General features: G+C 60.2%; 12 protein-coding genes. 7 read left to right on the top strand and 5 right to left on the bottom strand.

Annotated elements, in window-relative coordinates; translation table 11 throughout:
- Positions 1-22: 22 nt before the first annotated feature.
- From E5180_RS04445 to E5180_RS04430, 4 genes are all read right to left on the bottom strand, one after another.
- Positions 23-1204 carry an ammonium transporter gene (locus tag E5180_RS04445; protein ID WP_138923335.1) on the bottom strand — a complete coding sequence of 394 codons (1182 nt, stop codon included), beginning with the start codon at positions 1202-1204 and terminating at the stop codon, positions 23-25.
- 160 nt (positions 1205-1364) lie between these two features.
- A complete protein-coding gene (locus E5180_RS04440; RefSeq protein WP_138923334.1) occupies positions 1365-1832 on the bottom strand; it encodes a CinA family protein in 468 nt (155 codons plus the stop codon).
- Complete coding sequence (locus tag E5180_RS04435; protein WP_138923333.1) at positions 1825-2322, bottom strand: phosphatidylglycerophosphatase A family protein; 498 nt, start codon at positions 2320-2322, stop codon at positions 1825-1827. Before E5180_RS04435 ends, E5180_RS04440 begins: the two co-directional genes overlap by 8 nt.
- Positions 2319-3461, bottom strand: coding sequence for a bifunctional 2-C-methyl-D-erythritol 4-phosphate cytidylyltransferase/2-C-methyl-D-erythritol 2,4-cyclodiphosphate synthase (locus E5180_RS04430; protein ID WP_138923332.1), 1143 nt, complete (start codon positions 3459-3461; stop codon positions 2319-2321). The genes E5180_RS04435 and E5180_RS04430 overlap by 4 nt, the downstream gene beginning before the upstream one ends.
- Before the next feature lie 182 nt (positions 3462-3643).
- On the opposite strand from E5180_RS04430, the gene dusB reads away from it, so the two are divergent.
- From dusB to ntrX, 5 genes are all read left to right on the top strand, one after another.
- Positions 3644-4630 (top strand): tRNA dihydrouridine synthase DusB, encoded by a 987-nt coding sequence (dusB, locus tag E5180_RS04425; RefSeq protein WP_138923331.1) that lies wholly within the window; start codon positions 3644-3646, stop codon positions 4628-4630.
- Complete coding sequence (locus E5180_RS04420; protein WP_138923330.1) at positions 4630-5721, top strand: two-component system sensor histidine kinase NtrB; 1092 nt, start codon at positions 4630-4632, stop codon at positions 5719-5721. Before dusB ends, E5180_RS04420 begins: the two co-directional genes overlap by 1 nt.
- Positions 5722-5724: 3 nt before the next feature.
- A complete protein-coding gene (locus tag E5180_RS04415; protein ID WP_138923329.1) occupies positions 5725-7098 on the top strand; it encodes a response regulator in 1374 nt (457 codons plus the stop codon).
- 132 nt (positions 7099-7230) lie between these two features.
- A complete protein-coding gene (locus E5180_RS04410) occupies positions 7231-9453 on the top strand; it encodes a sensor histidine kinase NtrY-like (RefSeq protein ID WP_138925112.1) in 2223 nt (740 codons plus the stop codon).
- Positions 9446-10858 carry a nitrogen assimilation response regulator NtrX gene (gene ntrX / locus E5180_RS04405; RefSeq protein ID WP_138923328.1) on the top strand — a complete coding sequence of 471 codons (1413 nt, stop codon included), beginning with the start codon at positions 9446-9448 and terminating at the stop codon, positions 10856-10858. The genes E5180_RS04410 and ntrX overlap by 8 nt, the downstream gene beginning before the upstream one ends.
- Before the next feature lie 10 nt (positions 10859-10868).
- On the opposite strand, the gene E5180_RS04400 is transcribed toward ntrX, so the two are convergent.
- On the bottom strand, positions 10869-11339 hold the full coding sequence (locus tag E5180_RS04400; protein WP_138923327.1) for a hypothetical protein: 471 nt from the start codon (positions 11337-11339) through the stop codon (positions 10869-10871).
- Between the two features lie 152 nt (positions 11340-11491).
- On the opposite strand from E5180_RS04400, the gene trkA reads away from it, so the two are divergent.
- Entirely contained in the window at positions 11492-12868 is a 1377-nt protein-coding gene (gene trkA, locus E5180_RS04395; protein WP_138923326.1) for a Trk system potassium transporter TrkA, read from the top strand.
- Positions 12869-12902: 34 nt separating this feature from the next.
- The gene (locus E5180_RS04390) at positions 12903-14438 is read left to right on the top strand and encodes a TrkH family potassium uptake protein (RefSeq protein ID WP_138923325.1); all 1536 of its coding nucleotides are present in this window, start codon (positions 12903-12905) and stop codon (positions 14436-14438) included.
- Positions 14439-14548 lie beyond the last annotated feature (110 nt).

Below are 14548 nucleotides of genomic sequence, written 5' to 3'. Positions count from 1 at the left end.
GCGTGTGTTTGTTCGATTTGGGTTAGCTGCTTAGATCATAGGCGCGTTCACCGTGGACCGACAGATCGAGCCCGTTGACCTCAACCTCTTTGCTGACACGCAATGGCGTGATCGCCTTGCAGACCAGCACCAGCACGACCGTCACCATCGTGGTATAGACCCCAACAATAGCCAGCGACCCCAGCTGCGCGGTCCACGTGCCCGCACCAAGCGCAGCGATCATGATGGTGCCAAAGATACCACCGACCCCGTGCACAGCGAAGACATCGAGCGTGTCGTCGATTTTGACCTTGTTGCGGATAAGCACGACGGCTTCTTGACACAGGATACCGGCGACAGCGCCGATCAGCAGGGCTGCCCACGGGCCGACGAATCCGGACGCCGGCGTGATTGATGCAAGGCCCGCAATGGTACCTGTGACGATGCCCACCAGAGACGCTTTGCCGAACTTGATCCGCTCCCACAGTGCCCATGTCAGCGACGCCGTCGCGGCAGAGATGTGGGTCACGGTGATTGCCATCGCGGCCCCGCCGTCTGCCGCCAGTTGCGAGCCACCATTAAAGCCGAACCAGCCGACCCACAGCATCGCCGCACCAATCATCACAAAGCCAGGGTTATGAGGCGGCGTGTTGTGGTTCAAACGCGGGCCGAGGAAAACGGCAAGGATCAACGCGGCAAGACCGGCTGTCTCATGCACGACGATGCCACCTGCAAAATCGCGCACGCCGACCTCGCCAAAGATACCGCCATCCGCAAGAAAGCCACCGCCCCAAATCCAGTGCACCACCGGCGCATAGCACAGCAGCATCCACAGGCCCGAAAACAGCATCACAAAACCAAAGCCGATGCGTTCAACATAAGCGCCGACGATCAGCGCTGGTGTGATGATCGCAAAGGTCATCTGGAAGGCAAAAAACAGGATCTCGGGCAGGGTGCCAGACAGGCTTTCTGCGGTGACGCCCGACAGGCCGATCTTGCCCAAACCGCCCCAGATACCCGATGTGTCCGGTCCAAACGCGATGGAGTAGCCGGCAAAGAACCACAGCACGCTCATCAAGCAAGCGACGCCGTAGCAATGCATAAACACGCTCAGCACGTTGCGGCTGCGCACGAGCCCGCCATAGAACAGGGCCAGGCCCGGTAATGTCATGAACAGGACCAACGCCGTGGCCGTCATGATCCATGCCGTATCAGCTGCGTTCATCTTGGTTTCCTCCCGAAAGGTTTTAGGTTGCAAACGGGTGAAACGGATGTGCGCGTCGGAAAAAAGTTAAAAAGCGGGCAAAGCCGGTGATTAAACGGGCGTTTCTAGATTCGCCACAAATATAGGCAGATAATCCGCAGTGTCGCTCAAATTATGGGCGTTATGCAATCGCTGCAAAAACCAGCTTTAGGGCGTAATTACGGGCAGCAAGACGAACGCTATCGCGGCCCAAGGCACCGAACTCTTGAGTGTGGGTGGTGATGCCTGCCGCGGATGCGAGGCCGAAACACACCCGACCTTCGGGCTTATGCTCTGACCCGCCGGGGCCTGCGATACCGGTGATAGAGACGGCAATCTGAGCCCCTGATCGTGCCAGCGCACCGCGCGCCATCTCTAACGCGACTTGCTCCGATACCGCACCGTGGACGTCCAGCGTCGCGGCGCTGACGCCCAGCAAGTCGATTTTGGCGGCATTCGTATAGGTGACAAAACCCCGGTCAAAGATCGCCGATGATCCGGGCAATTCGGTCAGCGCGGCAGCGACCATGCCGCCGGTGCAGCTTTCAGCACAAGCGATCATGACGCCACGGTCGCGGGCGCGGTCCAGAAGGGCGCGCAGATCAGGCAAAGAGATACACGTGATACAGCACCGCCAGTGCAATCACCCCAAGCAGCGCGAAGATGCCTGCAAAGATATCGTCGAGCATGACCCCAAGCGCATCGCCGCGCCGGTCGGCCCAGCCGATGACCAGCGGCTTCCAGATATCGAACAGACGGAACAGCACAAACGCTGCAATCCAGCCTGGCCACATCACAAGGATATTCATGTCCATGGTCCAGCTTGCATAGCTCAGTGGCAGCAGCGCGACCCACTGGCCGGCGACCTCGTCGATCACAATCTCGGACGGGTCATGGTCGGTGCTGCCTGCGGTCATCTGCGCAGTGGCCCACCAGCCTGCTGCAAATGTGAGGATCACGCCCGCAATCAGCAATGGCAGCCCGCCGATCACATGCAGCAGCCACGCCCAAGGCAGCGCCACAAGCGAGCCCCAAGTGCCTGACGCGGGGCGGATATAGCCAACCCCCAGAACGGTCGCGATCAGCTTTGCCAAAGTCATAGTTTCACCAATGTTGCTGTGGCCATGCAGGCGATGCCTTCGCCGCGGCCGGTAAATCCCAAACGTTCGGAAGTGGTTGCCTTGACCGAAACGCGGTTTTCTTCAAGCGACAGTATATCGGCCATCACGCGGCGCATCTCTGCGGCATGAGGCCCCACTTTAGGATATTCACAGATCAGCGTGCAATCGACATGGGTCAGGGTGAATCCTTGGCTGCGCGCCAGATCGGCGGCATGACGCAAAAAAATGTGGCTTTGCGCGCCTTTCCATTGCGGGTCAGACGGGGGGAAGTGCTGGCCGATGTCCCCCATAGCCAGCGCACCATAGATCGCATCGGTGACAGTATGCATGCCAACATCAGCGTCCGAGTGTCCCACAAGCCCTTGATCATGCGGAATTTCGACGCCGCAAAGGGTCACATGATCCCCCGGACCAAAGGCGTGTACGTCGAACCCGTTGCCGGTGCGAATATCCATCGAAGACTCCAATATACGGGCGGCGCGGGACAAATCACCCGGCACCGTGATTTTCAGGTTATCCACGCTGCCAAGGGTGATGGCAACCGCAACACCCGCGGCGCGGGCGACTTCGACATCATCGGCGGCGACACCTTTGAACGCGGCATGAGCGGCGCGGATTGTGGCAGCGTCGAAGCCTTGGGGGGTTTGCGCGGCATAAAGCGCCGTGCGGTCCTGCGTGTCTGCAACGGCACCGTCTTCGGCGACCCAAAGCGCGTCTGTGACAGGCAGACCCGGCGCGGCGGCAGCATGCGTGGCCAGCGCGTCGATCACGCCGTCGATAACATGCGGCGTGACACAGGGGCGGGCGGCATCGTGGATCAGCACCAGATCGGCATCCCCCAGCAACGCCAGCCCGTTGCGGACTGATGCTGCGCGATCTGCGCCACCTTCGGCCACAAGGCAGCCTTGCGCGGTAAACCTATCAGCCTGCGCCATGTCACCGACGCTCAGAACGATGATGATCCGCTCGATCTTGGGATGCCTCTGAAATGCGGTCAGCGTGTGGTCGATCACACGTTTACCACACAGCGGCTGCCACTGCTTTGGCACTGCGCCACCCGCACGTGTGCCCCGTCCGGCAGCCACGATGAGAGCTGCGATTTTCGGTGTCGACGCCATCGTCCACTCCCTTGGATAAACTCGCCCCGTTCTAAGCAGGGAAAGCTGCCGGCGCAATCGGCTGCACTATGTGATTAAATTTTAGGCAATAGATCAGTTTTTCACCGGCCAGAGCTGCTGGTTTGATTGAGTTCCCACCCTTGGCTCGGTACACCAAAGGCAACTGCACAAGGATTAAGCGTTTGGATCTCTCGGATCTGCCTTTCAAACTCGACCCGCCGGTTCTGCTGGCCCCGATGGCGGGGATCACCGATTTACCGTTTCGCAATCTGGTGGCGTCCTTCGGCGCAGGGCTTGTGGTGTCTGAGATGGTCGCCAGCGTCGATATGATCAATGCCCGCCCCGGTGCGCTGGAAAAGGCTGAACTGGGTCTGGGCGTAGAAGGGACTGCCGTGCAACTGGCGGGCCGCGAAGCCGCGCCAATGGCCGAAGCCGCGCGCATGGTCGAAGGACAGGGTGCGCGGGTGATCGACATCAATATGGGCTGTCCGGCCAAAAAAGTGACGCAAGGCTTTTCCGGCTCTGCGCTGATGAAAACGCCCGACCACGCGCTGCGCCTGATCGAAGCGGTCGTGAATGCCGTCAAGGTGCCCGTCACGCTCAAGACGCGGTTGGGTTGGGACGACGATATGCTTAACGCGCCGCAGATTGCTGCGCGGGCCGAAGAAGCGGGGATCACCATGATCACCATCCACGGGCGCACACGTTGCCAGTTCTATAAGGGTGCCGCCGATTGGGCTGCCATTGCGGGCGTCAAGCAGGCGGTCAGTATTCCGGTTATCGCCAATGGTGACATTATCAGCACCGCTGCCGCGCGTCAGGCGCTGGCGCAATCGGGTGCCGACGGTGTCATGATCGGGCGTGGAGCCCAAGGCAAACCATGGCTGCTGGCACAGGTCGCCCATGAACTGTTCGGCGCACCCGCGCCGGTGATCCCGCAGGGGGCCGATTTCGCGCGCATGGTAGCCGACCACTACGAGGCGATTATCCAGTTCTACGGAGAGGTCATCGGCCTGCGCGTCGCGCGCAAGCATCTGGGTTGGTACATGGACACCAGCAACACGCCCGCCGATCTGCGCCGTGCCATGTTGACCGCATCCAGCCCCGCCGATGTACACCGTCTTATTCCGTCCGCCTGCTTGCCGGACCACCAGTTGGAGGCCGCCTGATGTCGCTGGATGCCGTCTTTGCATCGCTGCCCGTGCCCGCCATTTTGATCGACATCGATGACACGATCGCCGAGCTGAACTCCGAAGCCGAAGGGTTTTTGAACGCCTCTGCCAAATCCGTGCGCGGCGTGCCGGTCTGGGACATGATTGCCGTCGATGCCCCGCTGGAAGAGGCGTTCACCCGCGCCCGAGAGAATGGCACGCCCTTGTTCGTGAATGATGTGGATGTCGGCAGCGGTCAGCGCCCGCCGGTGCAATGTGCGCTGCATTTTGCGCCGCTGATCGATGCCGCGGGGCAGATGATCCTGATGATCACCCCGCGTGAGATGGCCGGACGCATGACGCAGAACAATTCTGTCAAATCCGCCGCCAAATCCGCCATTGGCATGGCCGAGATGCTGGCCCACGAGATCAAGAACCCGCTGGCGGGGATCACGGGTGCCGCGCAATTGCTCAGCATGAACCTGAGCACCGAGGATCTGGAGCTGACCGATCTGATCGTCGCGGAATCGCGCCGCATCGTGAAGCTGCTGGAGCAGGTTGAACAGTTCGGCAACCTGATGCCGCCGGAGCGCAAGGCTGTGAACCTGCATGATGCGCTTGATCGTGCGCGCCGTTCCGCGTTGTTGGGGTTTGGCGCGCGGATGAAGATCATCGAGGATTATGACCCCTCGCTGCCGCCGGCCCTGGGCGACAAGGACCAGCTGTTGCAGGTCGTGCTGAACCTGATCAAGAACGCGTCAGAGGCAGCGGGCCCGTCAGGCGGCACGATCCGGCTGCACAGCTATTACGAACATTCCTTCCGCCTGCGGCGCTCTGACGGGACGGCACAGTCGCTGCCGCTGCAGATTGAGGTGATTGATGACGGCCCCGGCCTGCCCGAAGCGATCCGCACCGATGTTTTTGAACCCTTTGTGTCGGGGCGCGAGAACGGCACCGGTCTGGGGTTGGCGCTGGTGAGCAAGATCATTTCCGACCACGGCGGCTGGATCACGGTAGATTCGGTTCCCGGCAAGACCGTGTTCCGCATTTCGCTGCCGCGGGCCGACAAGACCCAAATTGAAAATACAGCTTCCGAACAGGAGAGATAACAGATGGATGGCACAGTTCTGGTTGCTGACGACGACCGCACAATTCGCACCGTTCTGACACAGGCACTGACCCGCGCAGGCTGCAAGGTGCACGCGACATCCAGCCTGACGACCCTGATGCGTTGGGTGGGCGAGGGCAAAGGCGATGTGGTCATCTCGGATGTGGTCATGCCTGACGGCAACGGGCTCGAGATGCTGCCAAAGATTGCACAGGACCGTCCCGGCCTGCCTGTGATCGTGATCTCGGCGCAGAACACGATCATGACCGCGATCAAGGCAGCAGAGGCCGAGGCCTATGACTATCTACCCAAGCCTTTCGATCTGCCTGACCTGATGAAACGTACGGCCCGCGCGCTTGAGCGCAGTGGCCCGACGCGGCGTCCGGCGCAGACAAGCTCTGACACCGATGGGGACCGCGATGATCTGCCGCTGGTGGGGCGCACGCCGGTGATGCAAGCGCTGTACCGCGTGGTGGCGCGGGTGATGAACACCGATCTACCGGTCCTGATCTGGGGTGAATCCGGTACAGGCAAGTCGCTGATCGGCAAGGCTATCCACGATTTTTCCGACCGGCGGAACCTGCCGTTTGTCACCGTGACCTCGGCCGATTTGCAAGACATAGAGGGCCCGATGCGCGCGCTGGCACGCGTGCGCGGCGGGACACTGTTGATCGACGAGATCGGCGATTTCCCGGAGGAACTTCAGGCGCGTATCGCGCGGATGATGGATTCTCCCGGTGAACATGCGCCGCGTTTTCTTGCGACCAGCCAGTCCGACATGGCCGCCGCCATGAAAGCGGGTACGCTGCGCCGCGACTTGTACTACCGTCTTTCGGGCGCAACGCTGCATGTCCCGGCGCTGCGCGACCGGGTAGATGACATTGCCTTGCTCGCCGCGCATTTCCTTGAACGGTCTGAAACCGGCAATTCCGCGCCACGTGCCCTGTCTGAAGGGGCGGAAAAAGTCTTTGCTAACTATCAATGGCCCGGCAACGTACGACAGCTGGAACACGCGATGCGCCAACTAGCCCTGACCAGTCGTGCGCCAGAGATCACCCAATCCGAAGCAGAGCAAGTTCTGGGGGCCCAGCCCGATCCCGAACCCCTGCGCGCGCAGGCCAATACCGAAAAGCTCGGGGCGTCCGTAGAGCGGCATTTGCAACGGTATTTCGATCAGCACGGATCAATGCTGCCGCCCCCCGGCCTTTACGCCCGTATTTTGCGCGAAATTGAAGCGCCCTTGATCGAGATTGCACTGGCCGCAACCGCAGGTAATCAGGCGAAATGTGCCGACTTGTTGGGAATCAACCGTAATACATTGAGAAAAAAGATCACCGATCTCGATATTGAGGTGACACGCGGTCGGAAAATGATGTAAAAGCGCCACATAACCGTGGCCATCTAGCCTCAAGGCTGGATCAGGATCACATAAATGGGCGGTTGATGCATTCGTGCATCACATCATCGGTGAGGATAGCGGGTGCTTACCCGGTCACGCAGCTATTATCTTATGCGGCTTGAGCGCCTGCGCCGGATCCGGCGCGTGCGCAATTTGGCGACCCTGGGGCTTGTGGTTCTGGGGCCGGTGCTTGCGCTTGTCACCTATCTGGTGCTTGGGCCCCTTGAACAGGGCGGCAATACCCCAAGCCTGCGCATCATTCTGCTGATTGATCTGGTCTATATCCTGCTGGTCGCAGCGCTTGTTCTAAGCGAGGTCGCGCGGTTGATCGCGGCACGTCGGGCGAAATCCGCAGGATCGCGGCTACACCTTCGGCTGACCGGCGTGTTCGCGTTGATGGCGTTGATCCCGACGGTCAGCGTCGCGGTTTTTGCGGGGCTGACGATCAATGTCGGGCTCGAGGGGTGGTTCTCGGATCGGGTTCGGTCTGTGGTGGGGAACTCTCTTGCTGCCGCCGAAGCCTACGAGAACGAGCAAAGCGATGATCTGCGGGAGGATGCGATAGCACTTGCTCGTGCGATTGATCAGGCCCGCAATCAGGGTGTTGATGTGCCCGATACGCAGCTTTTGGCGGATGGGCAGCGCCTGATCCAGCGGGGTCTGCGCGAGGCCTATATGATCGACGGCACCGGCGAGATCCGCGCGCGCGGCGACCGGTCCTATCTGTTTGATTTCGAACAACCGACGCCCGAACAGATCCGCGAGGCACAGGCGCTGGACGGTGCACCACTGGTGATCGAGGACTGGGCCAACAATGAATTCCGCGCACTGGTCGTGATGGAGGCCTTCGTCGATCGCTACCTCTATGTCAGCCGCGACGTGGACGGAAAAATCCTGTCACTCCTTGATGATACCAAGGAAACCGTGCGGCTGTACCAACAGCTTGAAAACGAACGCGGCAAGCTGCTTTTTGAATTCGGGCTGCTTTACGTAGGGTTTGCGGTGATCCTTATTCTGGCGTCGATCTGGCTGGGGCTCTGGTTTGCCGAACGTCTTTCGGGCCCCGTTGGCCGTTTGACGGGGGCGGCACAGCAGGTTGGTGCCGGTGATCTTGAGGTGCAGGTACGCGAGGAAGACGGCGATGACGAGATCGCGATGCTGGGGCGCTATTTCAACCAGATGACCAAGCAGCTTAAAGGCCAGCGTGAAACCTTGCTCGACAACACGCGCCAGATTGAACGCCGCCGCCGCTTGTTTGATTCGGTGCTCAGCTCGGTCACTTCGGGTGTTGTGGGTCTGGACCCTGAAGGGCGGGTCGCCTTTGTGAACCGGTCCGCCGCGCGGCTGCTGGACTGGAGCGAGGACCAGCAATCGTTCGCGCTTTCTGTCGCGGTGCCTGAATTCGGGTCGTTGTTCAACACCGTGGTGACCGGTCAAAACGAGGTCGCGCAGGGCGAGATCAAAGTCTCGCGTCAGGGGCAGATGGAAAACCTGCTGGTCCGCGTCGCCACCCGTCGCAGTGAGGACGGTCGGCTGGAGGGCTATGTTGTGGCCTTTGACGATGTGACCGATCTGGTCAGCGCGCAGCGTATGGCGGCGTGGGGCGACGTGGCGCGCAGGATCGCACACGAGATCAAGAACCCGCTGACCCCGATCCAGTTGAGCGCAGAGCGGATCCAGCGCAAGTTCGGCCCCAAGCTGCCTGACGATGCCGCGAGCCTCGAGCAACTCACTGGCGTGATTATCCGACAGACCGGCGATTTGCGGCGCATCGTCGACGAATTCTCGAAATTTGCGCGCATGCCAGAGCCCGAGACATCGGTGCAAAACGTGGTTCAGGTGCTGCGGGATGCGGTCGTGCTACAGCAGTCCGGCCAGCCAGATGTCACCATCAGCGCCAATCTGCCGACGCAGGACGTCATGGCGCGCATTGATCAGACAATGCTGTCGCAAGCCTTAACAAATTTAATTAAGAATGCGGGCGAAGCCATTGAAAGCCGTCATGAAAAAAACGCTGACGCAGAGATTGAGCCGCGGATCAAGGTGCAGTTGACCACCAGCCAAACAGCGCTACAAATTACCATAGCGGACAATGGCATCGGATTGCCTGAAGACCGCGCACGACTGTTCGAGCCATATGTCACCACCCGCTCCGAAGGGACTGGTCTTGGCTTGTCCATCGTGAAAAAGATCATTGAAGAACACGGCGGGACACTATCGTTGGAAAACGCACCGGTCTTTGCGGGCGAAACACATTTCGGCGCAATGGCGGTCATCACGCTCCCCCTTGCTGCCCCCACCGGAACACCAGAACTGGAGACCCATAATGAGTGACATTCTGATCGTTGACGACGAGCGCGACATTCGCGAGCTGATTTCGGACATTCTGGAGGACGAAGGTTTTGTCACGCGACTGGCGGGCAATTCGGACGACGCGATCGCGGCGATCAATGCCGAACCGCCTGCGCTAATGATCCTTGATATCTGGCTAAAGGACAGCCGGATGGACGGAATCGATATTCTGAAAACAGTAAAACGGGACAATCCTGATGTGCCTGTTGTCATCATCTCGGGGCATGGGAATATTGAAATTGCGGTCGCGGCGATCAAGCAGGGTGCCTATGACTTCATCGAAAAACCCTTTAATATTGATCAGCTAATGGTGGTGATCCGCCGCGCGATGGAGACCTCTCGCTTGCGCCGCGAAAACCAGAGCCTCAAGCGGCGCGAGGTGGTGAGCACCGATATGATCGGCAGCTCGACCTCATTTAAGACCCTCATGGGGCAGCTCGATAAAGTTACCAAATCCAACGGCCGCGTCATGTTGCGCGGGCCTGCGGGCGCGGGCAAGGAAATCGCCGCGCGCTATATCCACGCCAATTCCAACCGCGCTTCGGCACCGTTTGTTACCGTCAATTGCGCCAGCGTTGCGCCGGACCGGATGGAAGAAGTGCTGTTTGGGCGCGAAACCCCCGAACGCGGCGTCGAACCTGGTCTGCTTGAACAGGCGCATGGCGGTGTGATCTTCTTTGACGAGGTCGCCGATCTACCGCTTGGGACGCAATCGAAAATCCTGCGGGTGCTGGTGGATCAGCAGTTCACACGCGTCGGAGGCAACGACAAGGTCCGCGTTGATCTACGCGTTATATCCAGCACAAGCAAAGACTTGGATGCCGCAATCAAGGAAGACACATTCCGTCAAGAACTCTTTCACCGGCTGAATGTCGTGCCGATCTCGGTCCCGTCGCTGGAAGAACGTCGCGATGATATTCCGGTCTTGGCCCGCCATTTCATCGCCGATTTCAACACCTCGCAGGGTCTGCCGCTGCGTGAATTCTCTGGTGATGCTGAAGCCCTTTTGCAGACCATGGTCTGGCCTGGCAACGTGCGCCAACTCAAGAACCTTGTGGAACGCGTGCTCATCCTTGGCGATGGGACTGGCCCGATTGAGGCGCGCGAACTGCCGGGCGAAGAAGAGACCACCGACGATGAAGGGCGTGTCGTCTTGTCGGGGGCCTTGGCCACTTTGCCGCTGCGTGAAGCCCGCGAAGCGTTTGAACGTGAATATCTGCTCACCCAGATCAACCGTTTCGGCGGGAACATCAGCCGCACGGCCAATTTCGTCGGAATGGAGCGATCTGCCCTACACCGCAAGCTCAAGAGCCTCGGGGTGGTGACCTCTGCCAAGTCAGGCACGCGGGTGGCGCATGTGGATGATGACGGGGCCAGCGAAGGCTGACCCCCGTGGCTTAGCCTTGGGTCACGATCTGAAAGCTACCGTCGCCGTTGCGGATCACGCAAGACTTGACGTTCAGCGCGGGCAGGGCGGTGGTGCGCCCTACTGGCGCGGATTTGGCGATGCCTGCAGGGCATTGAGGGATCGACACCGGCGCAAAGCCCGCGTCTGCCATGCACTGTGTTTCGACCCGTTTACGCAGATCGGCACCTGGGTCCACCGTATAGGTTTGACCCGGTTCAAAATATCCCGTGCGGGTATAGCAGCGACCGTCAGACCGGCAGATCTGGCGCGGCGGGATAAAACGCGGCGGGGTGCGTAGGGTCTGTAGTGCCACCGGCACCTTCGCCAGCGCATCGACCTGACATTGTGTTGTCTGCCGTTCAACCATCGCGACAGAGGCCCCGGGTTTGTAGTAGGTATTTAGCGGTGCGCAGGCCGCCAGTGCCAAGCCACCCCATATGATCAATGCAGCTTTGCGCATCAGTTGACTCCTTCACACTATGGCGCAACTCTGACATTTGAATTGACCCTTGCATAGCCATCTGTCATTCAAATCACTGGCATATCACGGGTCACGCGGGCACGCCCAGCTGGTGACGCAAGGCAAGGCTTTACGCCAAAGGAACCCCATTTATGAAAGTGATCATTTGCGGCGCAGGGCAGGTCGGGTGGCAGATCGCCCGCCATCTTTCGGGCGAGCGCAACGACGTCACGATCGTTGACAGCAACGCCGATCTTGTGCGCCGCGCGACGGATACGCTGGACGTGCAAGGGATCGCGGGGTTTGCAAGCTATCCCGACGTGCTCGACCGTGCGGGGGCGCGCGACGCCGAGATGATCATCGCTGCGACACACTCGGACGAAGTCAATATGGTCACCTGTCAGGTGGCGCATTCGGTCTTTGGCATCAACCGCAAGATCGCACGCCTGCGCAGCCAATCCTATCTAACGGCAATCTATTCGGATCTTTACCGCCGCGACCACATGCCGATTGATGTTGTGATCTCGCCTGAAAAAGAGGTCGCGAATGCAGCGCTGCAACGGCTGTCCGCGCCGGCGGCCTTTGATACTGAAACCTTTATGGACGGTATGGCGCAATTGCTCGGCATCCAGATCGACGAGGACTGTCCGGTCGTGAACACGCCGCTGCGCCAACTGACCGACCTGTTTTCAACGCTGCGCGCGGTTGTGGTTGGCGTGCGCCGGGACGGCACGCTGTTTGCGCCTGAATCAAAAGACCAGCTGTTTGTCGGCGATGCCTGCTACGTCTTTTGTCACCGTGACGACATCCCGCGTACGCTCGAGATTTTTGGCAAGAAAACCAGCAAACTTGAGCGCGTCGTGCTGGTGGGTGGGGGCAATGTCGGGCTGGCCGTCGCACAAAACCTCGAAACACGCGGCAAGCGCGTGCGCACCAAGATGATCGAAAAGAACCGCCGCATTGCAGAACGGGCCGCCGAAGCATTGGAACGGACCATCGTGTTGAACGGCGATGGCCTAGATGCGTCTTTGTTGGCCGAAGCCGGCATTGGCCGTGCCGATGCGATGATGGCGATCACCGATGATGATAAAACCAACATGCTGGCCTGTGTGCGCGCCAAATCCGAAGGCTGCCCCTATGTCATCGCGCTGATCAACGACCCGACGCTGGTCCCCCTGATGGAACCCTTGGGCATCGACGCATATATCAACCCCCGCTCGACCACCGTCAGCTCTATTCTGCGCCACATCCGTCATGGTCGCGTGCGGTCGGTCTATTCCATCGGTGACGCCGAGGCAGAGGTGATCGAAGCCGAGGTACTTTCGACCTCTCCGATTGCGGGCAAGCGGGTGTCTGATATTGATTTCCCCGAAGGTGCGCTGATGGGCATGGTCCGCAAGGGCGACGAAGTGATGCGCCCGCTTGGCACGACCCGCATCGAAGAAGGCGACGTCATCGCTGTGTTCTGTCTGGCTAAAGACGTGCCGCAGGTCGAACAGCTGATGCAGGTCTCGATCGACTTTTTCTGATGGCACCTGCGCCCATATCACCGGAGCGCCGCACGTGAGACGCAAATCCTATATCCGCCGCGAGATCCTCGAGCTGCCGCTGTTCCTGCTGATCTTTGGCGTGTTCAGCGCCTCGACGATCTTTCCGGCGATCTTTGCCCTGTCCACGCAGGACCATCTGGCCGCGCGGGCATTTTTCTATTCGGGGCTGCTTGGCGTGACCGTCTTTACCCTGATCGCGGTTGCCCATGCCGGACGGCGCGCACGTCACGGGGCCTTGGGGCCGCTGATGTCGCTTTTTTCCAGCTTTGTGTTTTTACCCGCGCTTCTCGCGATACCCTTCCTCGAAGCCTTGCCAACGACGCGATTTTTGCACGCTTATTTCGATATGGTCAGCTCGATCACCACCACCGGAGCATCCTTGTTCGACGATCCGGGCCGGATCAGCGACACGCTTCATCTGTGGCGCGCGCAGGTCGCATGGATGGGAGGGCTGCTGATGTGGATCGCGGCCTCGGCGATTCTGGCTCCTTTGCACCTTGGCGGATTCGAGGTCACCTCGCAGGCCGAACCGGGGAACCCGGACGAGCGGCGCAGCAACATGGGCCAGATCGCGCCGCGCCAACGGCTGCTGCGGGCGGCTGGCGCGTTGACGCCCACATATTGCGCTTTGACGTTGATGCTGTGGGTGCTGCTGCTGGCCAATGGCGACCGGTCGTTGGTGGCGCTGTGCCACGCGATGTCGGTGCTTGCGACCTCGGGCATATCGCCCTTGGGCGGCACCCATGACACCGGCGTCGGCTTTGGGTCCGAAGCAATGATGATGCTGTTTATGCTGTTCGCGCTGTCGCGGCTGACCTTTTCAAAGGATACGGTGACGGCAACCCAAGGCGGTCTTTTCACCGACCCCGAATTTCGCATCGGCCTGGCGTTGATCCTTGGCGTCCCTGCGCTTCTTTTCGTGCGGCATTTCCTGGGGGCGTTCGATGTAGACGCAAGTGCCGAAGCGCTTGAAACCGGTAGCGCGTTCTGGGGGGCGATGTTCACGGTAACCTCGTTCCTGACGACCACCGGATTCGTCAGCGCATCCTGGGCCGAGGCCCAAAGCTGGTCGGGGCTCGAAACACCGGGGCTGATCCTGATGGGGCTGGCGCTGATCGGGGGCGGGGTGGCGACCACCGCGGGCGGCGTCAAACTGCTGCGGGTCTTTGCGCTTTATCGCAACGGTGTGCGCGAAATGGAGCGCTTGGTCCATCCGCACTCTGTTTCCGGAGCCGGACAGGCGGGGCGGCGGCTGCAAAGCAACGGGGCGTTTATCGCTTGGATCTTCTTCATGCTCTTTGCCTTGTCGCTCGCGGCGGTGACCTTGCTCCTTACCTTTGTGGGTGCGCCTTTTGCCGACGCGCTGGTCATGTCGGTGGCGACGCTTTCCACCACAGGCCCGTTAATGGAATTCGCCGCCGATGCGCCGATCGTGCTGATCCAGCTCGGAGACGGGGCCAAAATCATCCTATGTGCGGCAATGGTCCTGGGGCGCCTCGAAACTTTGGCTATTATTGCGCTGCTGACCCCTGATTTGTGGCGCACATGACACGCAAGGTAGCTTTGCGCGCAACAGTTCTGACATTTTGGGGTGGAAACTCCCTTCACAGGTCTTCATAGTCTTTCGAAGGGGGGACCGATCCGCGGTTGCCAGCAAGA

The sequence above is a fragment of the Sulfitobacter sp. BSw21498 genome (assembly GCF_006064855.1).
Classification (GTDB): domain Bacteria; phylum Pseudomonadota; class Alphaproteobacteria; order Rhodobacterales; family Rhodobacteraceae; genus Sulfitobacter.
The sequence above is the reverse complement of the archived record's forward strand: the minus strand, read 5'-3'. Positions and strand labels throughout refer to the sequence as shown.

Excerpts from the sequence above, each read along its gene's own strand:
- trkA (WP_138923326.1), top strand. The coding sequence starts at position 11,492 with ATGAAAGTGATCATTTGCGGCGCAGGGCAGGTCGGGTGGCAGATCGCC.
- E5180_RS04415 (WP_138923329.1), top strand. The coding sequence starts at position 5,725 with ATGGATGGCACAGTTCTGGTTGCTGACGACGACCGCACAATTCGCACC.
- E5180_RS04435 (WP_138923333.1), bottom strand. The coding sequence starts at position 2,322 with ATGACTTTGGCAAAGCTGATCGCGACCGTTCTGGGGGTTGGCTATATC.
- E5180_RS04410 (WP_138925112.1), top strand. The coding sequence starts at position 7,231 with ATGCGGCTTGAGCGCCTGCGCCGGATCCGGCGCGTGCGCAATTTGGCG.
- ntrX (WP_138923328.1), top strand. The coding sequence starts at position 9,446 with ATGAGTGACATTCTGATCGTTGACGACGAGCGCGACATTCGCGAGCTG.
- E5180_RS04445 (WP_138923335.1), bottom strand. The coding sequence starts at position 1,204 with ATGAACGCAGCTGATACGGCATGGATCATGACGGCCACGGCGTTGGTC.
- E5180_RS04400 (WP_138923327.1), bottom strand. The coding sequence starts at position 11,339 with ATGCGCAAAGCTGCATTGATCATATGGGGTGGCTTGGCACTGGCGGCC.
- E5180_RS04430 (WP_138923332.1), bottom strand. The coding sequence starts at position 3,461 with ATGGCGTCGACACCGAAAATCGCAGCTCTCATCGTGGCTGCCGGACGG.
- E5180_RS04420 (WP_138923330.1), top strand. The coding sequence starts at position 4,630 with ATGTCGCTGGATGCCGTCTTTGCATCGCTGCCCGTGCCCGCCATTTTG.